This is a genomic window from Rufibacter sp. JT20002, assembly GCF_056491185.1.
The window spans coordinates 268,972-289,891 of record NZ_JBSZJY010000002.1; the positions used below are offsets into that span (position 1 = coordinate 268,972).

Sequence of the window (20,920 nt, forward strand, 5' to 3'; positions counted from 1 at the left end):
AACAGGCTTAAACCCATTACCGAATCAAGGTGACGGTTCCTTTTTGCGTGATCTTTTTGCCATTTACATCCACGGCCTCCATCCGGAAGATGTAGGTTTCAGGAGGGGAGGGCTTGCCGCCGTGCGTACCGTTCCAACCGGCTTTGGGGTCTTTGCTTTCAAAAACAATCTGGCCCCACCGGTTCAAGACTTGTAGGATGAAGGAGGAGGCGAAGGGTGCACCCACGGGCCGGAATACATCGTTCAAACCGTCATTGTTGGGGGTAAAGGCCGTTGGGAAAGTGAATTGAAATCCCTGGTCTATGGAAAAGCTGTAGGAAAAACTTTGGTACGGCTCATTTTGGGCGTTTGAGAGTAGCCTATATGTCAGTCGCTGGTACCGGGTTTGGGGTTGGGCATCCAGATAGTTTTGACCGCTGACCTGGGTGCTCCAGTACACGTTTCCTTGTTCATCCAGCAATTGCAGGGTCTGAGTTCCCACCCCTTGGGGAAAACCTTCGTACGGGCTCCAGGTGAGTTGGACGCCTCCGTTTGGTTGCAAAACTGCCGTTAAAATGGTAGGACACGCAGTGTTGCTTCTAGGTGAGGTAAGATTACAGGAATCTGTGTAAACGGCTTGGTAGCAAACCGGAACAGAAAGGTTTCCTGCGGAGGCAGCATCCAAAGTGCTTTTGGGCTGTTTTTCTAAAATCGAGCTGTAATTGCCTCCGTTCTGGCTTTTGTAGAGGGTCTGCTCCAGAAAGGTTTCCTGCGGTGGAACTATCGTCTCTAACGTAACTCTGTTCTGTAGGTCAAAGCTGGCAACCAGAAAAGGAGCCGCTGGTGGTGTCGTGCCTCTCGTTTCAACTTCCACCGGTACAGAGGCGCTCTCAATTCCATTTTGTAATAAAGCGACTAATTGATAAGTGTACCGACGGCCGCAAGCAACCTGCACATCAGTAAAGGAGGTTTGGGAGGCAGACAGCGTTTGGTAGAGTTGTCCGCCTCTCAGCAGTTGGTACCCGGTGACGGTACCCGGACTTGGGTTGTTACTCCAGGTGAGTACATTCTGCCGGTCTCCTGCAGACACTGTCAGGTTTTGGGAGCAAACCGTGTTGGAGACAATATCTTCCTGGCCTGAGCAGATGTTGGTCACTCGTACCCTAAAGCAACCCGAGGCCAGGTTCGTGTTGATGGTATGCTGACTTGAACCCGCCGGTACATTGGTTAAGTTTTCCAATGCAGTAAAGGTGCCCGAAGGGGAAGAAGCACTTTCCACTACCAGGTCATTTACCCCTGAGGTTTGCAGCTGAAGCTGGATCGTTGTCCCTTGAAGAGTTATTTTCTGTATGACCGGCGCCGAAGGCGGGGCGGCGGCTTTTACCACAAACGTACGGGGACAAAGGTTGCCCACCCCGGTTAGTTGAGTAACCCTGTAGGTTCCCGGAGTATTGAAAACATGGGTAGGTAATTGGTCTGGGTTAACTCCATCCCGATCATCGAAGTCATAAAACTCGGTAACGTTGGGCCTGCCGGAGTTATCCTTGAAGATGATGGTTTCCCCAACGCAGAAGGTTTCCACAGGTTGGTTAGGCGACGACTGCTTAAAAGCGAGAAAGCAAGGGGCCTGTTGGGCCCAGCCATTGATAGTAACCCCTAACCAAAACAGCAGAAGTGCAAACCTGTTTCTCACGTCATCAACTCCTCAAAAGGAAAGTCCTGGATAAATTTGATGCTTTTCTCTATATCTGGCTGCAAAACGCGGTCCTGGTCCAACGGGGCAACCTGAGCCCGGTAAGCTTCCACTAACCTTTCCAACGCCGCTGAGGTACGAAGCGGGCGCCGGAACTCCAGGGCCTGCACGGCTGCCATCAACTCTATGGCCAAAATCCGCTCCACATTCTCCACCACCTTGTAGGCTTTGGTGGCGGCATTGGCCCCCATGCTCACGTGGTCTTCCTGCCCGTTAGAGGAAACAATGGAATCTACGCTGGCGGGGGTGCACAGTTGCTTATTCTGGCTAACGATGGAGGCGGCGGTGTATTGCGGAATCATGAGCCCAGAATTCAAACCCGGTTCCTGGATGAGGAACTGCGGCAAGCCACGTTGCCCCGAAAGCAGTTGGAACGTACGGCGTTCTGAGATGCTGCCCCATTCTGCCAAAGCGATGCTCAGGAAATCCAGAGCCAAGGCCAGAGGCTGCCCGTGGAAATTGCCGCCCGAAAGAATCAGTTCTTCCTCAGGGAAAATGTTGGGGTTGTCGGTAACCGAGTTTACCTCAGTAGTAATGGCTTTTTCAGCGTATTCAAGTGCGTCAAGGCTTGCACCGTGCACCTGTGGCACACACCGGAAAGAGTAGGGGTCCTGTACCTGAAGTTTCTCTTTCTGCTGTAGCTCACTGCCTCCCAGCAGATGAAGGATGCGGGCTGCCGTTCTCACTTGTCCTCCGTGGGGCCTTACCCGGTGAATCTGGGGGAAGAACGGAGCGCTAAGCCCATCAAAAACATCCAGGGAGAGAGCTGCTAGAACCTCGGCTGCCGCCGATACTTGGCGTGCCCGCAGGCAAATCAATGCCCCGTAAGCAGTCATCATCTGGGTGCCGTTCAGCAGCGCCAGCCCTTCCTTGGCCTGTAGCCTGACCGGGTCCCAGCTGAAGATATCCAGAATCTCGTGGCCTTTCAGCTTAAATTCTTGGAAACGTACTTCTCCTAAGCCAATCAAGGGCAAACATAAATGGGCCAAGGGAGCCAAGTCGCCGCTTGCCCCCAAAGAGCCTTGTTGGTACACGACTGGGTACACCTCGCGGTTAAAGAAAGCCATTAACCGCTGCACCGTGCTCAGTTGCACACCACTGTACCCGTATCCCAACGACTGTACCTTTAAGAACAGCATCAGTTTCACCACCTCGGCAGGAACCTCTTCCCCGGTGCCACACGCATGCGACATCACCAGGTTTCGTTGCAACGTCTCCAGGTTCTCAGAAGAGATGCTGGTGTTACACAGCGCCCCAAACCCAGTGTTGATGCCATACACCGGGTTTGGCGAAGAGGCCAAATGCTGGTGCAAGTAGGCATGGCTGGCTTTGATCCGGGCTTCCACTTCCTCTGAAAGCGCCAGGGTAGCCCTGCTTTTCAGGATATCCTTTAGATTACTCAGGGAGAGTGGTTCCAGTGAAACTAGGTGCTGTCCGGCCATCAAGCGGTGGGATTATGTTGAAGGATCTCTACAATATGCTGCAAGGGAAGTTTTTCCTGTTGGCCATTCCGCATGTTCCGGAGGTTCAGCAAACCGCTCTCGATTTCCTCTGACCCAATTAGGAGTACATGCGGAATCTTTTTCTGGTCGGCGTACGCCATCTGCTTTTTCAGTTTGGCTGATTCTGGGTACAACTCCGCCGAGATACCCGCTTCCCGCAAGGTCTGTAGCACAGGTAGGGAGTACCGCATGGAGGCCTCGTCAAAATTCACGATTAGCAACTGCGTAATTGTTTGGCTTTCCTGCGGGAACAGGTTCAATTCCTCCAATACGTCAAAGATGCGGTCTACCCCAAAGGAGAAACCTACCCCAGATACACCTGGTAAGCCAAACATGCCGGTTAGGTTATCATAACGGCCGCCGCCGCTGATGCTGCCCATCTGCACGTTGTTTACTTTCACCTCAAAAATGCAGCCGGTGTAGTAAGAGAGGCCGCGGGCCAACGTCACATCCAGCTGTACTTTTGCCTTCTTTATGGAAAAACTCTCCAAGAACGACAACATGCTGCGGATGTCCTGTAAGCCCCGTTTTCCTTCTTCTGAGTCTTGCAGCAAGGTGTCTAACTGCGGAAGCAGATCGGCAATGTCACCGGTTAGGTTGAAAATCGGCTGAAGTTTACCCACCGCCTCTTCGGCAATGCCTTTCTGCCGAAGTTCCTGGTTGACGGCCTCCTGCCCGATTTTATCTAGCTTGTCAATGGCTACGCACAGGTCAGCCTCCCGTCCTTTAGCCCCAATGGCCTCGGCAATGCCGGCCAACAATCCCCGGTGGTTGAATTTGATGGTGAAATCTTCCAGGCCTAAGGAGCTTAGAACCTCATCAATCATGAGAATGATTTCGGCCTCGCAAAGCAGGGAGTTGGTGCCCACCACATCGGCGTCGCACTGGTAGAACTCACGGTAGCGGCCCCGCTGCGGACGGTCGGCGCGCCAAACCGGCTGGATCTGGTACCGCTTAAACGGAAAAGCGATCTCGTTGCGGTTCATCACCACAAAGCGGGCAAAAGGCACCGTTAAATCATACCGCAAAGCCTTTTCAGAAATCTTGCGGGTGAGCGGCTTGTAGCCTTGCTCCAGGTCTTGGCCGGAAACCTTGCTCAGGAAATCGCCGGAGTTGAGAATCTTAAAAATCAATTGGTCTCCTTCATCCCCGTATTTTCCGGTAAGCACCGAGAGGTTTTCCATAGCTGGTGTTTCCAAGGGGAGAAACCCGAACTTCTCAAAGGTGCGTTTGATGACGGAGAAAATGTAATTGCGTTTTACCACCGTGGCTGGCCCAAAATCGCGGGTGCCCTTAGGGATAGAAGGTTTGTCTTGGCTCATGCTATTCTTGCTAATGCTGCGAAGATAGCAATTTCAAAAATGAATTAAGCTTGGAGCCTAGGGTAGCTTAGGTGTAGGTTTTGTGTTTCGTTTTGGAAAAGAGGCAGCAAATAGGAAATAAATTATCGAATTTAGATTAAATTACTCTGAGAATCAGAATGACTTCTTTGAGTTAAAATGAAAGCCTTCATGGTTAGCTTTTATTATTTTGTAATTCGAAAAATGGGTTAAAAATGTCTTGTATGGTTTCTCTTTGCCGAAGTAATTACAAGAATTAACTTGGTATTTCCTCTGCCTTCCTGCTGTTACTATTAGGAGTAGATTGGAGCTCATTTTTTGAGATGAGTAACAAAGAAACAATGAAAGAAAAAAGTAAAACACCATCTCTCCGTTGAAGCAATGATTCTGTAAGACAACAAAGAGCAAAAACGGCTACAAAGGAAAAGAGGATAAAGTTTTTCTGGGTATACCCTTCTTTCAATAACAAGAACAAAATAAGCATAAAAACCAGAACCCCAGGAATGCCCATTGAAATGCCAAGAGCAATGTATTGGTTGTGGGCATCAAACCTTTCTTGAGTACCCTCAATGAAATTGTTTTTCTTGTAGCTTTCTGTCAGTGCTTCTTTGTTATCTCCTGTCCCAATACCTAAAACTGGGTTTTCCTGGATGATGTCTAAAGCAGAAAGCCACATCATCTTTCGTTGAGAGACCCCGGCACTTTCCTTTAGTTTCATCTGCAGATACGTTACTTTCTGGTAGATCAAAATACTGGCTCCAGCGGTGACGAGCACCACTGAAAGTAGAAGTAAGTACCTTCTTGCCTTAACCATCAGATAAGCAATAACTAATAGAAGAACAGCTAAAGTGGAAACTAAAGCGGTTCTGGAGGAAAGGAGAGCTAAAAAGCCAAAGAAAAATAGCCAAAGAAATAGATGAAGGAAGTAGCTTGCCTTATCCTCTGAATACCTCTTGTTGTAAAGAAAACAGGAATGGATGAGCAAGCAAACTCCTATATACAAGCTGTAATAGGGCGCGTGAAATTTAATATTTTGTGGTAAATTATAGGAGACAAACACCCAGTCAAAAGTAGAAAAGGTCTGAGTATTTGACGGCATCTCCGCCATATATTGCCGGCCAGTGAGCACGGAAGCGTAAAGCGTAAGGAGGAAGCAACTAAAGGAGAAAAGCAATAAAGCGTTTTGGATTTGTTTTGCAGAAAGTTGTTTGTAAAAGAGGATAGGAAGAACAAAAATAGAACTCTGTAATATTAAGAATTGTAAAGTGTCCTTCTGGTTCTGGGTGTAAAGCAATGAAAACACACAAAAGGCCAAATAGGTAAGAATAGCTTTGTAAGAATGTTTTCGGAAGATAGAAGTAGGGAAGCTTTTATTTTTTATAGCCTGGTAAATAAAGGTCCCGATTAGCAGGAATAAGGCAACGTTTTTAAAGCTAAATCTTAAAGGAAGGAAAACAGAATAGAGGTAAATCAAATACACGTAAGCCTCTTCCCAGAAACGATTCTTCTCTTTAGAAACTTTGCTTAAGCTCATCGTATTTCTCTAAAACAAACTTCCGTATCTCTTCCTGAAATCTTTTTTGGTTGAATTTTTCTACAGATGCCCTAATGGTTTGTTTGTCATACGGGAAATTTACCCTATCAAACCTAAGTACTGCCTCTTTGATGGCGTCCTTGTCCTGGGAGTAAAAGAAAGTGCCAAAGGTCGGAGAAATGGTCTCTAAGGCGCCTCCTTTCCCGAAGGCAATGACCGGGGTGCCGCAGGCTTGCACTTCCACGGGTGTGATGCCAAAGTCCTCATCGGCGGCAAAAACAAACGCCTTGGCCCGTTGCATGTAATTCTTCAGTACTTCGAAGGGCTGGTACCCCAACAAGGTGACATTAGGTGAGGCAAATGCTTTTATCTTCTGGAAATCGGGGCCCTCGCCAATGACTACCAACTGTTTTTCTGGCATCTCTTTGAAGGCTTCCACAATCAGGTCTATCCGTTTGTAAGGCACCATCCGGGAGGCGGTAAGATAGAAGTTCTCCCTTACCGGCGCAATGGTGAAGTGCTCAATATCAACCGGAGGATAAATGACGGTGGAGTCCCGGTTGTAGGTCTTCTTTATGCGGCGGGCAATGTAGTTGGAGTTAGCGACAAAGCAATCAACCCGGTTTACGGTGGCCAAGTCCCAGCTTCTGAAATTATGCAGGATCAGTTTCGCCAAGAATCCTTTAAGTCCTTTGGTGAGCCCGGTTTCCTTGAGGTATTGGTGGTACAGATCCCAGGCATACCGGGCGGGGGAGTGGCAATAACAGATATGGAGTTGGTTTGCGTGGGTCAGAACCCCTTTAGAAACGGCGTGGCTGCTGGAAATAACCACATCAAAACCCGATACATCCAGTTGCTCCATGGCCAGGGGCATCAGGAAAAAATAATTTCGGTAATGTTTCCGGGCAAAGGGGAGATTTTGGATAAACGTGGTGGTTACCGGCTTGTGGAAGATGTGCTTCTGCAGATGTTGAGGCATGAAGTCAATCACCGAGAACAAGCTAGCCTCCGGGAATACCGTCAGTAGCTGCTCTACCACCTTTTCAGACCCAGAATAATCTACGAACCACTCATGTACAATCGCTACTTTCACAAACTTTTAATTGACTGGTTCTGATCTATCTGCGTTCGCTTCTCTTTTCAGGAAAATAATTCAAAAGCGTACTTGGGCTATACCGCCGCTGTAAGTTCTCTAAACAATTGCAGGTGCTCTCTCCCCGAGGTTTCCCAGGAGAATTTCCCTGCCTGCAGGAAGCCTTTTTGCTTCAAATCACCTTGCAATGCTTCACTGCGTAATACCTTCTCCAGCTGATTCGTGAGGTCCTGCACATCAAGAGCCTTGAAATACAAAGCCGCCTGTCCGCAAACCTCCGGAATACTGGCCGAAGTAGAGGCCAAAACCGGGCAACCACACGCCATAGACTCAAGCGGCGGAAGGCCGAATCCCTCATACAAAGACGGGAAAACTGACAAAGATGCGTATTTATAGAGTAATGGCAAAAGGCTATCAAGGACAAATCCGGTGAACTGGACATGAGGCGCTACGGAAGGTTCCTGCTTTAGAAATCGCTCAATTTCTGTGTCAGGGGTAATGAAGCCTTCCTTCTTTCCAACTATCACCAAGCAATATTGTTTTCGGATCTCGGGGGAAAGCTGCGCATAGGCTCTCAGCAGCGTGATCAGGTTCTTGTGCGGTTTTACATTGCCCACGTACAGCAGGTACTTCTGGGGTAGGGAGGGAAGGTGTTCCCAAAGCGTTTTGGCTCCGTTTTCAGGAGAATCGGGATTAAACAGGCGATGGCCTACTCCGTTGTACACCACCTCGATCTTCCCTGCGGGGCAGTGGGTGTATTTTCTGATCTCCTGCCCAGAGAAGTGTGAAACGGTGACTACCTTGTCTGAGCGCCTTACCGCGGCGTTCAACAGGAGGGTGGCGTACGCCTTTTGCGCTAAGGAAAGGGTGTGTTTATACGCTAGGTGGTAGGTGTCATGGATGGTCACGACCCTTCTTTTGGCTTTGATGGGCAAAAGGGGAATGTTGTACTGAGGCGACCAGAAAAGGTCACAGGCTGGGATCTTAGCAAATAAGCTTAACTGCTCTTGTATCGAATAAATGGGGGAATCCAGAGGAATGATGGCCTTCTCTGGCACTAATTGCAAAGGTCTCAGCTCCTCTACTTTCCCTAAAAGCGTCACCTCAAAGTAAGAGGTGAGCGCCGGAATGACATTCTTCAGGTAGACTCCAATGCCCGAGGCGTGGATCATCCGGGCATCAATGACTAGCGAGGGCATCGGGTATCTTTTTAGTGATCAGCCGCTGGGCCATGATTAAGCCAAACAGAATCCAGTATAAGATGAAATTAACACGGCCAATGAAGGCCGAGTTGATGAAGGAGGCGGCGTAAAAGTACACAGTGGTACCAATGAAGGCTAAGCAGAGCTGTTTAAGGAGAACATTCTCGGTTCTGAAGAGAGCCTCCAACACATAGTAAAAGCAGAGAAGGTAAAAGGCCAGGTACAGCAAACCCAAAGGAAATCCGTTCTCCAGAAACAGTTGAAACCAGTACCCATCGGTGATGATGACTTTCTCGGGATCCCCGCTGGGCCCCTGTGATCCTACCCCTGAGCCCGCCAAGTAATGTTCTTTCAGGTAGAGGATGGAGTTATCAATCATGCTGAAGTGTCCCTCATTGGAGGAAATGGTGCTCATCTCCCGTCCGGTCATCCGTTTCACCAAGAATGTGTCTTTGTAGTGATACCCTAGCAGAATGGTTAGTAAAAGCAGGAAGGTGGAGACAAATGCCAGTTTGATGGTGTAAAGCAAAGTAAACCTGCCGTAGTACAAGACCAGAATAGCGCCCCCAGACAACACAAAACCAACCAAGGTGGCTCTGGTGAAAGTCATGATATTGGCCGTAAGGATGAGGGCCATAAAGAGCAGGTACCTCTTCTTTCTTTTGGCGGTGTATTTAGTAAAAACGAGGCAGAACAGGATCAAGGTGAAACTGGCGAAGATGATGGTATTCCCTAATAGAGCAGTAGGCCTAACGATTTCCTGCTCATAGAAACTGAAAGCGCCTTCCCCTTTGAGGGCCAGAAAGGAGAGGGGTAATTTAGCCGCAAAGGTGTATTGGAAGATTGCAAACAGGCACAGGAGGAAGCCCGCCCCCAAAAGAAAATGGATGCTTTTGGCTACGTGTTTTTCCTTTTTGAGCAGAACCGGAATATAGAGGATTGGAAAGCAGTAGAAGAGGTTATTGCGCAACCCTAATACCCTTTCGCGCACCGGATTGTTATCTATGAAGAAGAGCTTGCCTAAGGTTAAAACCAACAAGAGAAGCCAGAAAGCGGCGAAAAAGACGTATTCTTTGTCAATTTTCTTACCTGAGTAATAGTAATAGGCAATTGCTAATAAGGTGTACAGTAACTGAACCCCTACTAAAAAGTCCACCAGCACTGTCCCCAAGCTAAGGGCTGAAAAAGAAAGGAAATTCTTTATAAAACCGCTAAACAAAAGCGCAATGATAAAGAACACCAGAAGGGTATAGGAAGCGGAGATTCTGGGGTTGAATGTCATTTTCATGGTGTGCGCCCTATCAAACGGAGTACCCTCAAGCCTCTTTTAAACTGAAACCTACCAAATCGCAGCAGGGCAGAAGCCAACAGAAGCGAGTAAAGTCGGAAAGTCTTCTCTGGGTAGAACTTCTTGAAGAAAATGATTTTGCTTCTAATTCCGTGAAAGTCTGCGAGATCGCTTTTTTGCTTACCTGCTGAACTGGACCCAATGGACTTACCTTCTTTGTGGTACACCTTGCTGTCAGGAGCACAACCAAGGGAAAATCCTGCTTTTTGGCCCCTTTTAGCCCAGTCCAGTTCTTCGAAGTAAAGAAAATAATCTTCGCTCAGGGGACCAACTTCCTGAATGAACTTTCTGGATACAAAAAGAGAAGCCCCCACCACATAGTCTGGGGTCGGAGTTTCCAGAGCTTTGGAGGGAGTGTCTTTTACGCCCTCAGCAATGTGGCTGGTGGTGAAAGTCGTAAGGTTTAGTTTTCCCCCAATGGCTTGAATCGTATCGGGTTGATGGTAATATAGGAGTTTAGAGCCCCAAATTCCAATCTTGCTTCCGGCGGACAGATCAGCTGAGGCTTTTTGAATTAATTGGTGTAGACCATCCGGGGCTACCACAGTGTCATTGTTCAGGAGCCAAAGAAAGTCTGGGGAGAACTGACGGAGCGCGTACTGGATTCCCACATTGTTGCCGCCTGAGAAGCCTCGGTTTTCGCCAACCTGAAGGGTGGTCACAAATGCTTTTTCTTTAGAGACCTCCGGCCAATCCCTATTTTTTTCAAACTCCCACTGGTGATGGAAGGCTTCAAAGGAACCAGTAACCTTGTCTGCTCCAACTCTTGAAAGATCAACCTTCTGCAACCATTCCCTGATTTTCTCAAGTGACTTATCAGGGGAGGCGTTGTCTACTACAATGATGGAAAAAGAGGAGTACTCCAGCTTGAAAAGGCTCTCCAGGCACTCCTTTGTATCTTCAAAGCCATTGTAATTTAAAACAATGATACTTACCCAAGGCTGTCCGGAAGGGGTGTTCATGAGGTTTGTTCGCGAAGGATAGGAGTAAGGCAAAAGTAGAGGGTCAAGTTAATGAAACCAGGTCGTAAAGGGGAAAATATTGCTCCAGCCTATCAAGGACTGAACTTGCCAAATTTATTCTTTCTGTAGTCTCTTAGCCCATACGCCATATACCGGAGCTTCTTCAACTTATCTTTCTCAAAGAAGGTGATTCTGACCACATCCTTGAGCAGGTCCAACGTGTCTTGTTTGGCAAAATCAGGGAAATGCTTGCCGTAAATTTTTATTACCTGTAGCCTGTTGCGCGTGATGTAGTAACGTCTTAAGGCGGAGTGGTTGGAGGCGGTGACCTGTGTTCCTAAAAGAGAATTCAACGTGATTTCTCCTACTTGGTGGTATAAAATGGCTTTCTGTACCTGTAATATCTTAAAACCATGTAGCCTCAGCCGGAGGCAGTACTCATAATCCAGGTAATCAATAAAGAAATCGGTTCTGAAAGGCCCTATTTGGGAGAAAGCGGCAAGACTTAGAAGGTTTCCGGAGGTCATAACGGCAGGTACCTGCTCTACCGTTTCCTTCAAGGTTTGGTGCTGGTTGTCTTTGTCAAGTTGGAAGGGAGCCACAATCCCAATAGTCTCATCGTCTTTCTCCTGCAGGGCTTTTCGTAACAAACTCAACATATTTGCATCGGCTTTGCTGTCCTGGTCCATGGTTAATAACCACTGATACCCACCTTGTATAGCCAGTGAAGCCCCTTGGTTTAAAGCTGCTGCCAACCCTTCATTTCCTTGGTTTGCGAAGTAGTGGATCTTGGGCTCTGTCTGTAATTGAGTTACTAGCGAAAAGTTTTTGGTTTCTGAATTATCAATGCAATAAAGAACGGCCAACTCGAGCAAATAGGAGGCAATGTTGGTGAGGACCTCCACCTCCGGGTGGTAAAGTACCACCACGCCCGCCGTGTTCTCTTTATTGGAATACAACATTTCAGTTTTTAAGCCGGGTAAGATTTGGTGGTAGTTTTAAACTTTGGCATGGCTATAATTAGAAGCTAAACGCTCCTTGTGTACAAAGCCTATCCAAAATACCATCAGGTTTTACATTCCATTTAGGGGCTGTTTTAAGAAAAGGAAGCTATAAACCGGGTTCTTTCTTTCTAGCACAAAGATCAGCCCACCGGTGATGAAGACTTCCGTGAGGATGACAGCAATAGCAGTGCCCTGGGCCTGGTAAAGATAACTCAAAACCGAGTTTAACAGAAGGTTTAGGAAAGAGCCTAACAGCAGGGTAGTCCGGTAACTTTCCTTGTAGTCATAAATGAGCAGCAGTTGGTTTGACGGTATGTTGAGGGCTACAATAAAAGGAACAAAGCTTAATAGTTGAATCAAATAGATGATTTCCGGGGTGGAAGTGCCGGAGAAGTAGATGGTCAGTTGCTCAGAAAAAAAGAAGAGACAAGCGCACAAAAACAAAATGCCCAAGGAAAACGGAAGGTGCAGACGGAGGGTGAACTCCAGGATTTCCTTTTTCGATTTGTCCACCAGGTTGCACATGGAAGGGTAAATGGCCTGGAAGTATACGCCCAACAGCTGCCGTACAGCATTGATGATTTTCTCGGCCACGCTGTAGAACCCAACAACCTGCACGTTGGCAAAAAGCCCCAGGATAAGAATATTAGAATTAGAATAAAGATTCACCGCGAAATTGGAGATGAAAATGTCTTTTCCTTCCCTTAGGTGGTGCTTAACCCTGCTGAAAGGGGCCTGATAAAATACCAAGCCGTATTTTCTTTTGATGAACAGCAAGCTAACCCCGGCTGCCAAAATGGTGCCCACCCCAAGGAAAAAGTTGATGAAGATATAATCCTCGGGTTCGGTAATTAACAGCACAATCAGAATCACCGAAAACACCTTAGAAACCGTGTTGACGATGGTGATATACTTCATGTCTTCCAATCCATGGAAAAGCCATACCGGAAAAGCAGCCTGGCCAATCACCAATGAAAACGAAAGAAAATAGAGGAAGGGATTGGTCTCCGGTCCGCTAAAAAGAATCACTAGTACCGACAGCAGCAAAAAGCTGAGACCCAGTAGCACGAATTTGGTGGTAAGCACCTCATTGTACAGGGCGCCAATTACCTCTTTATTCGTTCGGTTCTGCGAGATTTCCTTTGTGGCAGTGATGTAGAACCCGTAATCGGTGATTATGTTGAAATAAGTGATGATGGCTTGGGCTACTGCTACTCGGCCAAAGTTTTCAAGACCAATCACCCTCACCAGATACGGCGAGAGTACCAATGGGATAAGAAAATTGAGTAACTGCAAAGAACCCAAGGAGGCCAGATTCTTTAAGATCTTGCCACCAATAGAGTCTTTGCCGCTGTCCAGTATCTTTATCAAAGGGAGGTCTTTAAGTCTAATCAAAGCGATTCACCCAGAGCCGCTATTTAATGCAAGAATTTGAAAAAGTGCACTAAAACAAATTAGGGTTTATCAGCCTTTTAAAGAAATTCACCTGAACCATAAGCAAAGGGCCTAATAAAACCGAAGGTAAAGGTACTCTTTAATAATCCGAAGCACCAAACTCAGCGGCTCGGCGCCTGCAAAGCTTTTAGGAAACATTTTGCCAGATTTTTCTATTTTTGAGCGCTGTAGTACAATGAAGCGCCCCATGGACAAACCAACTCTGAGAGAGGAAAGAATCAACGACGAAATTGACTTACGAGTAGTTTTCCGGAAACTAGGCTCTATCTTGAGAAAGGTGCTAAGCGCTTTCCAAAGCACCTTTTTCATGCTTTTACGCAAGTGGCCTTTGGTGCTAGCAATTACTTTACTGGGGATTGGATTGGGATTTATGATGTTTAAATCCAAACGGCCTTTCTACCGGTCTTCTCTCACCATTGCCCCGGCCGAAATTAGGAATGAATTTTTTGAGGAGCAGGTTACCCGCTTGGCTAGTTTGGTTTTGGACGGGAACCGGGAGCAAGTCGCCAATGACCTGCAGATTAGCCCCGAGAACGCTTCCAACATCAAAGCCATAAAGTATGTCAATACCGCTGCGGTAGATATAGAGGCAGACAGTGTTTTAGTTGGAGTGCCTTTCAGGTTAGACGTTGAGTTGTACGACAACCAATACTTTGCTCCCTTTCAGGAGGCGCTTACTGGTTATTTTAACCGAAACCCGTATTTCTCCAGAAGCATCAAAGCGAGACAAGAGTTGCTGCAGGATAGAATTGCCAAGCTGAAAAAAGACATTGCTTCCATTGACAGCATTAAAAAAGCCGCGGTGACATTGAGAGGACCCGCCAACGGCTTTGTCTATGGTGAACCCTTGGACCCCACCAACCTCTACAAACAAAGCAACGAACTGTTTGAGACCCAAACTAAATTAGAGGCCCAGCTGAAAGAACTGGAGACGGTACAGGTGGTGGTAGGCTTCGCCCCATTGTTACACCCCACCGGACCAAAGCTGAAGTGGTATCTCTTTTTTGGGGCTGTAGGAGGGTTCCTGCTGGCGTTCTTAATAGCCTTGGGGCAGGAGCGAAGACGCCTCACGAGAACTAGCTCTTTCCGTTAAGGTTAGGATTACTCAGTATCATTAAAGCTTTTAGATTACATCATAGGAACAGCATAAAAAAGGAAGGCCGGTACAAACCGGCCTTCCTTTTTTATGCTGTTTTCCTTAAATCTCGGTTAAATCGTCTTCTTTCTGGTGCAACCAGCTCAAGTTGTAAAGATCTTTCCGGCGGTCTCTCAGGTTTCGCACGCTACCGGTGGTATTAAGATCTTTCAACAAATCCAGGTCCAAATCGGCTATGAGCGTCATCTCGGTGTTAGGTGTGGCTTCGGCGATGATGGCATCGTGCGGGAAAGCCACATCGGAAGGGGAGAACACCGCCGATTGCGAATACTGAATGTCCATGTTCTCAACCCGTGGTAAGTTACCCACGCTACCCGTGATGGCCACGTAACATTCGTTTTCAATAGCCCGGGCCTGGGCGCAGTGACGTACCCGCAGGTAGGCATTCTTGGTATCGGTCTGGTATGGCACAAAGAGGATCTTCATGTCCTGGTCAGACAACATACGGGCCAGTTCTGGGAATTCCACGTCGTAGCAGATCAGCAGGCCTATTTTTCCGAAATCAGTATCAAAGACACTCAGCTTGTTTCCGCCGCGCATACCCCAATATTGTGATTCATCTGGGGTTACGTGCAGTTTGTACTGCTTGTCATAGGTACCATCGCGGCGGCAGAGATAGCTTACATTGTGCAGTTTGTTGTCAATGTACTCTGGCATACTGCCGGCAATGATGTTGATGTTGTACGCCAAGGCCAGGTGAATCAATCTCTCCCTGATGCCATCGGTGTAGCCCGCCAATCTTCTGATAGCCGCAGAGGGGGTGGTTTCGTCAGAAAGGGCCATCAACGGGGCGTTGAAGAACTCTGGGAACATCACCAGGTCGGCTTTGTAGGAACTTACAGTATCCACGAAGAACTCCACCTGCTGCTCAAAGTCTTCCAGGGAGGTCATTTGGCGCATTTGCCACTGAATTACCCCAATCCGGACAACTCGCTTGGTACCACCCACCAGGGTTTCTTTCTCTTCGTAGTAGACGTTGATCCACTCCAGCAAAGAAGCATAGGCTTTTGACTCCTTATCCTGCGGCATGTACCCTCTGATGATCTTCCGTACGTGGAAGCCGTTACTCAACTGGAACGTAAGGATTGGGTCGTAGATCTCTTTGTTGCGCACCTGCTCAATGTACTTGCCGGGAGTCATCTTATCAGAGTGCTCCTTGTAGCCAGGGATACGCCCACCAAGGATAATGCCTCTCAGGTTCAGGTTCTCGCAAAGTTCTTTCCGGGCATCGTACAAACGCCGGCCTAGGCGCAGGTTGCGGTATTCTGGGTGCACAAACACGTCTACCCCATAAAGGGTGTCCCCGTCAGAATCATGGGTGTCAAACTTTCCGCCGCCCACAATCTGCTCGTAGGTATGCTTGTCACCGTACTCAGAGTATTGCACAATGAGGCTTAGCGCGGCTGCTACCACCCTTCCTTTGTCTTCAATACAAAGCTGGCCTTCGGGGAAGCGCTTTAAAAGGGAAGAGAATTCTTTTTGGGTCCAGGATCCACCAATGTTGGTGTAAACCAGCTCCATGATTTGTTTTACTTCCTTGTAATCAGAAATGGTAAGCTGACGAAGGATTAATTTATGTTCGGTATTCTCACTCATCTTCAATAAAATTCATGCGAAAATGCTTCCTGCCTGTTTGATAAGGCAAATGGAGAGGCATTTTGTCAAGGTTACAAATGCTTTTTAGCTAGGGTGTGGTGAACGTATACGGGATTTTTGCCTTCCTTCAGGTAAATCAGGCAAAAAAAGCAAAACAGCTTCTGCTAGGATAGGCCTTTTGCTGATGGGTAACAAAATTAGTTACACATTAATTTCAGGGATCTCACCTTCCACCAGTAATTTCCCTTCGGTAGCGGCTTTGATTTGCTCCACGCTCACCCCAGGGGCACGCTCCAACAATCTAAACCCGTCTTCTGTCACTTCCAAAACAGCCAGATCAGTGACAATCTTCTTCACGCACCGCAAACCAGTGATGGGAAGACTGCAATCTTTCAACAACTTGGACTGCCCGTCTTTGGAGGTGTGCTGCATGGCCACAATGATGTTTTTAGCTGAAGCCACTAAGTCCATGGCCCCGCCCATACCCTTCACCATTTTACCGGGAATTTTCCAGTTGGCAATATCGCCCCGTTCAGAGACTTCCATGGCTCCCAGAATGGTTAGGTGCACGTGTTCCCCCCTGATCATGGCAAAGCTCTCTGCGGAGCTGAAAATGGCGGACCCCGGCAACGTGGTGACGGTCTGCTTGCCAGCATTGATCAGGTCTGGGTCTACTTGCTCCTCGGTAGGGAAAGGGCCCATGCCCAGTAATCCGTTTTCGCTTTGCAGCACTACGTTCATTCCCTCGGGTATGTAATTGGCCACCAGGGTAGGAATCCCGATTCCAAGGTTTACATAAAAGCCTTCCTGCAGTTCTTTTGCTATTCTTTTGGCAATGCCGTGTTTATCTAATGCCATCTTTGTTGCGCTGATTTTGATTGTGCTAAGCACGGATAATTTTCTAAGGTTACCGGCTAAGGAGCGTTCACCTTGTATATGCTTTTAAGGTAATTTCATGAAAAGAGGTGGTAAACACCAAATGGTTTCTAACCCATCCTTCATCAGCCTTGCCGCACCGTTCTTTGCTCAATGCGTTTTTCGTAGTCTTTGCCTTGGAAAATACGCTGGACGTAGATGCCGGGGGTATGGATCATGGTGGGGTCCAGTTCCCCTACGGGCACCAGTTCCTCTACCTCGGCAATGGTGATGGTGCCGGCAGTAGCCATCATGGGGTTGAAGTTGCGGGCAGTGCCTTTGTAGATGAGGTTGCCGGCCGTATCACCTTTCCAGGCTTTGACCAAAGCAAAATCGGCTTTAAGCCAGGTTTCCATGAGGTACATTTTGCCGTTGAACTCGCGACTTTCTTTGCCTTCGCCTACCTCAGTGCCATAGCCGGCAGGGGTGAAGAAAGCCGGGATGCCGGCGCCGCCCGCCCGGATGCGTTCCGCCAGCGTGCCCTGCGGGATCAGCTCCACCTCCAACTCTCCGGAAAGCAGCTGGCGCTCAAATTCAGCATTTTCACCCACGTAGCTGGAGATCATTTTCTTTACCTGGCGCCGCTGCAGCATCAGCCCGATGCCAAAGTCATCTACCCCGGCGTTGTTGGAGATACAGGTTAGGTCTTTGATGCCTTTGCGCAGGATTTCCTGGATTGCGTTCTCGGGGATGCCGCACAGGCCAAATCCGCCTAGCATGAGGGTGGCACCGTCTGGGATGTCTGCACAAGCCGAGGCTGCGTCTTGCACTACTTTATTGATCATAAGAGTAGGATAGATTCTGTGGTGGAGGTTAACTATTTTATGGGAGGATGAGCCCTATGGCTCTATTCCTGTTATAAGCTTCTCTTCAAGAAAACGGGTCTAAATCAGCCTGATGTTAAAGCATGCGCCGCGCCGACATCATCCCGCCGAAATATGCCATGGGCAGGAAGAGCAGGAAAGCGACTATCTTAAACCAAAGCGGGTAAGAGGCAGGCAAAAGGTTGGCCAAGCCTAAGCCCAGCAGTAGAATTCCCACAAGCAAAGCATGCAGAACCAGTTTGTGGTGCGTGACCCTAGCCCCCACCATGCCTCCGAAAAAAGAGCCAAAAGCATAACCGGCTAAGTTCAAAAGCAAGCCACTGGTTGGATAGCCCGGATGAGTTCCACTTGCCATATCTACTTCCGGAACATTGATCTGTGCGGGAGCGGGGTAGAACTGCTGACTCATGGCCTGAATCAAGCTAATGGTAAATACGCCAATGGCGACTCCGCCCAAAACAGCTAGCATGCTTCTGAACATAGAACAGTCTTGTGTTAGATAACGAACCAACTCCAGGCTTCCTTCCCCACTTCCTTTTTCGTGAAAGCCTGAGGTGAAGTTACGGATTTACGCGGGTTATCCTAACACTTGTAAGGCTTCTAATTTGTCTTGGTGAAGCTGTTGGGTGAGGGCTTCCAGCCCATCAAAGGTCTTTTCAGGCCGAAGGTAAGAAACAAAGAAAAGGGTGATTTCTTGACCGTAAAGGTCAGCGGAAAAATCAAAAATATTCACCTCAATGGTCTGGTGGGTACCCTGCACGGTAGGGTTGGTGCCGATGCTCAGCATGCCTTTGTAAAGGCCGGTTGGGGTTTGGACTGTAACCGCATAAATGCCTTGGGCGGGCACTAATTTTAATTTCTCTTGGGGCTCTAAGTTAGCCGTAGGGTACCCCAATGTGCGTCCTAATTGTTTTCCTTTGACTACGGTGCCGGTCAGGGAATAAGGCCGACCGAGATAACGGGCAGCAGTTTTCACATCACCGTGTTCCAAGGCAGTTCTGATTTTGCTGGAGCTCACGCCCACGGCATCAATGTCCTGACGCGGAATCTCTTCTACGGTGAAGCCATAGCGGGAGGCGTTCTGTTGCAGGTAATCAAAGCCTCCTTCCCGATTTTTCCCAAAACGGTGGTCATACCCAATCACCAGCTTCTTGGCCTGAATGGCCTGAATCAAGATCTGCTGGATGTACTCTTCAGAGGTGAGCTGCGCGAATTCTTTCGTGAAAGGAAGTAACAAAAGGTAATCCACCCCAAATGCCCGAAGCGCTTCAATGCGTTCCTCAATGGTGGAAAGCAGGCGCAGCGAATCATCATTGGGGTTCAAAACGGTGCGCGGGTGGGGCCAATACGAAATGACCACACTCTGCCCATCGTTTTGCCGGGCGGTCTCAATCAACCGGGAAAGGATTTTTTGGTGACCGATGTGGACGCCGTCAAACGTGCCGGAGGTAACCACGGCATGCGAAAGGGAAGGAAATTGGCTAAGCTCCCGGATGACGATCATGGTGGGCCAATTGTTTTGCGCGGAGTTCCTGTAGCTGGGTTAAGTCCATGGCATCTTCTAGCCGATAGTCCCCAATACGGGTCCGGACCAGCTTTGACAAATAGGCGCCACAACCTAACTTAAGCCCAAAATCCCGGGCTAAACTCCGGATATAAGTGCCTTTTGAGCATACTACCTTAAAGTGGACTTGGTTGCCCTCTATAGAAGTAAGCTCAAATTGCTTAATAGTGATGCGTTTAGATTTGATCTCCGCATCCTCGCCCCGGCGGGCCAAGGCATAGGCTCTTTCGCCGTTTACTTTCACGGCCGAGTAAATGGGAGGGGTCTGGTCTATTTCCCCCAGGAAAGAGGCAGCCGTCTCCCGCAGTAAATCCTCCGTTAGGTGATCGGTAGGTGAGGAGCTGTCAATCTCGGTTTCAAGGTCAAAAGAAGGGGTGGTGTGCCCTAAAACAAAGGTTCCGGTGTACTCTTTTTCCTGGGCCTGAATCTCTTCGATGCGTTTGGTGAACTTACCCGTGCACAGAATGAGGAGTCCCGTAGCAAGCGGGTCTAAGGTACCGGCGTGTCCAATCTTTTTGATGCGGAGCGCGAATTTGGTTTTCTTTACCACATCAAAAGAAGTCCAGGTAAGGGGCTTGTCTATAAGGAGAATGGCCCCGGCCTCAAAGTCATAAGGAGTTTCCTGCATCAGATTAATTGTAAATCAACCCCCATGGAAATTAAAAACAAAATCACCAGCCCTACCACAATGCGGTAATAGCCAAACAGCTTGAAACCGTATTTGGTTAGAAAGCCAACAAAGAACTTGATGGCGGCCATGGCTACAATAAAAGCAACCACATTGCCCACCAACAGCACCTGCCATTCCTGGGAATTAATTGCTGCAAAACCAGCCTGGATCTTGGGTAGGTTAAACTTTACCACGTCTGAAATCTCTAGGTGCAGAAGGTCTTTGATCACGCTGTAAGCGGTAGCGGCCAACATGGTGGGTACAGCCATGAAAAAGGAGAACTCAGCGGCCGCTTTGCGGGTCATGCCTTGGGCGAGCCCCCCAATAATAGAGGAAGCCGAACGGGACACCCCGGGGATCATGGCAATGCATTGGAACAGGCCAATCACAAAAGCATGTCTATAGCCTGGTGTGGTGACCGGTCTTTCGGGCTTCTTGAACAAATTATCAATAAAGATGAGGAGGACACCGCCCAGCAAAAGACTGATGGCGACAATTTCAATGCGCTCCAACATGGAGTACACCAGGTCTTTCAACACAAAGCCAATGGCCAAGGCCGGGATCACGGCTACCATCAGCTTTTTATAAAAGTCAAATGAATTGATAAACCGCTTCCAGTACAGCACCACTACCGACAAGATGGCCCCAAACTGAATGGAGATGGTGAACATCTTGGTGAACTCAAAGGAACTGATTCCCATCAGGCTGGAGGCGATCACCATGTGCCCGGTAGAAGATACTGGTAAAAACTCCGTCAACCCTTCCACTATGGCCAGGATGATGGCTTGCCAGATACTCATTTAAACGTTCTTGCGGGGTTTGGCCAGAATGGCGAAGAATTGAATGATAAAACCAATTACCAATACAATGGGGCCCAAGGTGAGGCCCAGAAAACCATAACCATACGGCTCTGAATCCATGGCCATCAAAATGAAGCCAATAGCCATTACAACTAATCCTACCAGCATGATCTGGTAGTTGCGTCGCCCGAACGAAAACGGAGTGGGGGTCTTGTTGTCCATA

The 20,920-nt window shown here is 48.2% G+C and carries 19 protein-coding genes; 1 reads left to right on the top strand and 18 read right to left on the bottom strand.

Translation table 11 applies throughout. From position 1 onward, the window contains the following. Positions 1-16: 16 nt before the first annotated feature. From ACW9SV_RS10615 to ACW9SV_RS10660, 10 genes are all read right to left on the bottom strand, one after another. Positions 17-1,561, bottom strand: coding sequence for a gliding motility-associated C-terminal domain-containing protein (locus ACW9SV_RS10615; RefSeq protein ID WP_479556737.1), 1,545 nt, complete (start codon positions 1,559-1,561; stop codon positions 17-19). Between the two features lie 107 nt (positions 1,562-1,668). After that, positions 1,669-3,174, bottom strand: a complete 1,506-nt coding sequence (gene hutH / locus ACW9SV_RS10620) for a histidine ammonia-lyase (protein ID WP_479556738.1) — start codon at positions 3,172-3,174, stop codon at positions 1,669-1,671. Beyond that, positions 3,174-4,556, bottom strand: a complete 1,383-nt coding sequence (hisS, locus tag ACW9SV_RS10625) for a histidine--tRNA ligase (RefSeq protein WP_479556739.1) — start codon at positions 4,554-4,556, stop codon at positions 3,174-3,176. Before hisS ends, hutH begins: the two co-directional genes overlap by 1 nt. Positions 4,557-4,830: 274 nt before the next feature. After that, the gene (locus ACW9SV_RS10630) at positions 4,831-6,108 is read right to left on the bottom strand and encodes an O-antigen ligase family protein (protein ID WP_479556740.1); all 1,278 of its coding nucleotides are present in this window, start codon (positions 6,106-6,108) and stop codon (positions 4,831-4,833) included. Continuing rightward, positions 6,086-7,201 carry a glycosyltransferase family 4 protein gene (locus tag ACW9SV_RS10635; RefSeq protein ID WP_479556741.1) on the bottom strand — a complete coding sequence of 372 codons (1,116 nt, stop codon included), beginning with the start codon at positions 7,199-7,201 and terminating at the stop codon, positions 6,086-6,088. The genes ACW9SV_RS10630 and ACW9SV_RS10635 overlap by 23 nt, the downstream gene beginning before the upstream one ends. Before the next feature lie 77 nt (positions 7,202-7,278). Next, positions 7,279-8,400, bottom strand: a complete 1,122-nt coding sequence (locus tag ACW9SV_RS10640; RefSeq protein ID WP_479556742.1) for a glycosyltransferase family 4 protein — start codon at positions 8,398-8,400, stop codon at positions 7,279-7,281. Next, a complete protein-coding gene (locus ACW9SV_RS10645; RefSeq protein ID WP_479556743.1) occupies positions 8,381-9,691 on the bottom strand; it encodes an O-antigen ligase family protein in 1,311 nt (436 codons plus the stop codon). Before ACW9SV_RS10645 ends, ACW9SV_RS10640 begins: the two co-directional genes overlap by 20 nt. Next, positions 9,688-10,713, bottom strand: coding sequence for a glycosyltransferase family 2 protein (locus tag ACW9SV_RS10650; protein WP_479556744.1), 1,026 nt, complete (start codon positions 10,711-10,713; stop codon positions 9,688-9,690). The genes ACW9SV_RS10645 and ACW9SV_RS10650 overlap by 4 nt, the downstream gene beginning before the upstream one ends. 92 nt (positions 10,714-10,805) lie before the next feature. Beyond that, complete coding sequence (locus tag ACW9SV_RS10655) at positions 10,806-11,675, bottom strand: glycosyltransferase family 2 protein (protein WP_479556745.1); 870 nt, start codon at positions 11,673-11,675, stop codon at positions 10,806-10,808. A gap of 111 nt (positions 11,676-11,786) precedes the next feature. Continuing rightward, the gene (locus tag ACW9SV_RS10660) at positions 11,787-13,088 is read right to left on the bottom strand and encodes an oligosaccharide flippase family protein (protein WP_479556746.1); all 1,302 of its coding nucleotides are present in this window, start codon (positions 13,086-13,088) and stop codon (positions 11,787-11,789) included. A gap of 271 nt (positions 13,089-13,359) precedes the next feature. Between ACW9SV_RS10660 and ACW9SV_RS10665 the strand changes: the two genes are divergently transcribed. After that, a complete protein-coding gene (locus ACW9SV_RS10665) occupies positions 13,360-14,265 on the top strand; it encodes a hypothetical protein (RefSeq protein WP_479556747.1) in 906 nt (301 codons plus the stop codon). 105 nt (positions 14,266-14,370) lie between these two features. On the opposite strand, the gene ACW9SV_RS10670 is transcribed toward ACW9SV_RS10665, so the two are convergent. The 8 genes from ACW9SV_RS10670 to ACW9SV_RS10705 form a co-directional block, all read right to left on the bottom strand. Further along, entirely contained in the window at positions 14,371-15,924 is a 1,554-nt protein-coding gene (locus ACW9SV_RS10670) for a GNAT family N-acetyltransferase (RefSeq protein ID WP_479556748.1), read from the bottom strand. Between the two features lie 201 nt (positions 15,925-16,125). Beyond that, complete coding sequence (locus tag ACW9SV_RS10675) at positions 16,126-16,782, bottom strand: CoA transferase subunit B (RefSeq protein WP_479556749.1); 657 nt, start codon at positions 16,780-16,782, stop codon at positions 16,126-16,128. A gap of 143 nt (positions 16,783-16,925) precedes the next feature. Next, complete coding sequence (locus ACW9SV_RS10680) at positions 16,926-17,624, bottom strand: CoA transferase subunit A (protein WP_479556750.1); 699 nt, start codon at positions 17,622-17,624, stop codon at positions 16,926-16,928. 115 nt (positions 17,625-17,739) lie between these two features. Continuing rightward, positions 17,740-18,132 (bottom strand): hypothetical protein, encoded by a 393-nt coding sequence (locus ACW9SV_RS10685; protein ID WP_479556751.1) that lies wholly within the window; start codon positions 18,130-18,132, stop codon positions 17,740-17,742. 108 nt (positions 18,133-18,240) lie between these two features. Continuing rightward, positions 18,241-19,167: a bifunctional riboflavin kinase/FAD synthetase gene (locus tag ACW9SV_RS10690; RefSeq protein WP_479556752.1), complete on the bottom strand. Its 927-nt coding sequence runs from the start codon at positions 19,165-19,167 to the stop codon at positions 18,241-18,243. After that, positions 19,145-19,855, bottom strand: a complete 711-nt coding sequence (gene truB / locus ACW9SV_RS10695) for a tRNA pseudouridine(55) synthase TruB (RefSeq protein WP_479556753.1) — start codon at positions 19,853-19,855, stop codon at positions 19,145-19,147. Before truB ends, ACW9SV_RS10690 begins: the two co-directional genes overlap by 23 nt. Then, complete coding sequence (locus ACW9SV_RS10700; protein ID WP_479556754.1) at positions 19,855-20,697, bottom strand: undecaprenyl-diphosphate phosphatase; 843 nt, start codon at positions 20,695-20,697, stop codon at positions 19,855-19,857. The genes truB and ACW9SV_RS10700 overlap by 1 nt, the downstream gene beginning before the upstream one ends. After that, positions 20,698-20,919, bottom strand: a complete 222-nt coding sequence (locus ACW9SV_RS10705; protein WP_479556755.1) for a DUF3098 domain-containing protein — start codon at positions 20,917-20,919, stop codon at positions 20,698-20,700. Position 20,920 lies beyond the last annotated feature (1 nt).

Coding starts and splice junctions, on each gene's coding strand:
- ACW9SV_RS10685 (WP_479556751.1), bottom strand. CDS start 18,132: ATGCTAGCTGTTTTGGGCGGAGTCGCCATTGGCGTATTTACCATTAGC.
- ACW9SV_RS10690 (WP_479556752.1), bottom strand. CDS start 19,167: ATGATCGTCATCCGGGAGCTTAGCCAATTTCCTTCCCTTTCGCATGCC.
- ACW9SV_RS10670 (WP_479556748.1), bottom strand. CDS start 15,924: ATGAGTGAGAATACCGAACATAAATTAATCCTTCGTCAGCTTACCATT.
- hutH (WP_479556738.1), bottom strand. CDS start 3,174: ATGGCCGGACAGCACCTAGTTTCACTGGAACCACTCTCCCTGAGTAAT.
- ACW9SV_RS10680 (WP_479556750.1), bottom strand. CDS start 17,624: ATGATCAATAAAGTAGTGCAAGACGCAGCCTCGGCTTGTGCAGACATC.
- ACW9SV_RS10645 (WP_479556743.1), bottom strand. CDS start 9,691: ATGAAAATGACATTCAACCCCAGAATCTCCGCTTCCTATACCCTTCTG.
- hisS (WP_479556739.1), bottom strand. CDS start 4,556: ATGAGCCAAGACAAACCTTCTATCCCTAAGGGCACCCGCGATTTTGGG.
- ACW9SV_RS10640 (WP_479556742.1), bottom strand. CDS start 8,400: ATGCCCTCGCTAGTCATTGATGCCCGGATGATCCACGCCTCGGGCATT.
- truB (WP_479556753.1), bottom strand. CDS start 19,855: ATGCAGGAAACTCCTTATGACTTTGAGGCCGGGGCCATTCTCCTTATA.
- ACW9SV_RS10700 (WP_479556754.1), bottom strand. CDS start 20,697: ATGAGTATCTGGCAAGCCATCATCCTGGCCATAGTGGAAGGGTTGACG.
- ACW9SV_RS10705 (WP_479556755.1), bottom strand. CDS start 20,919: ATGGACAACAAGACCCCCACTCCGTTTTCGTTCGGGCGACGCAACTAC.
- ACW9SV_RS10650 (WP_479556744.1), bottom strand. CDS start 10,713: ATGAACACCCCTTCCGGACAGCCTTGGGTAAGTATCATTGTTTTAAAT.
- ACW9SV_RS10655 (WP_479556745.1), bottom strand. CDS start 11,675: ATGTTGTATTCCAATAAAGAGAACACGGCGGGCGTGGTGGTACTTTAC.
- ACW9SV_RS10665 (WP_479556747.1), top strand. CDS start 13,360: ATGGACAAACCAACTCTGAGAGAGGAAAGAATCAACGACGAAATTGAC.
- ACW9SV_RS10630 (WP_479556740.1), bottom strand. CDS start 6,108: ATGAGCTTAAGCAAAGTTTCTAAAGAGAAGAATCGTTTCTGGGAAGAG.
- ACW9SV_RS10675 (WP_479556749.1), bottom strand. CDS start 16,782: ATGGCATTAGATAAACACGGCATTGCCAAAAGAATAGCAAAAGAACTG.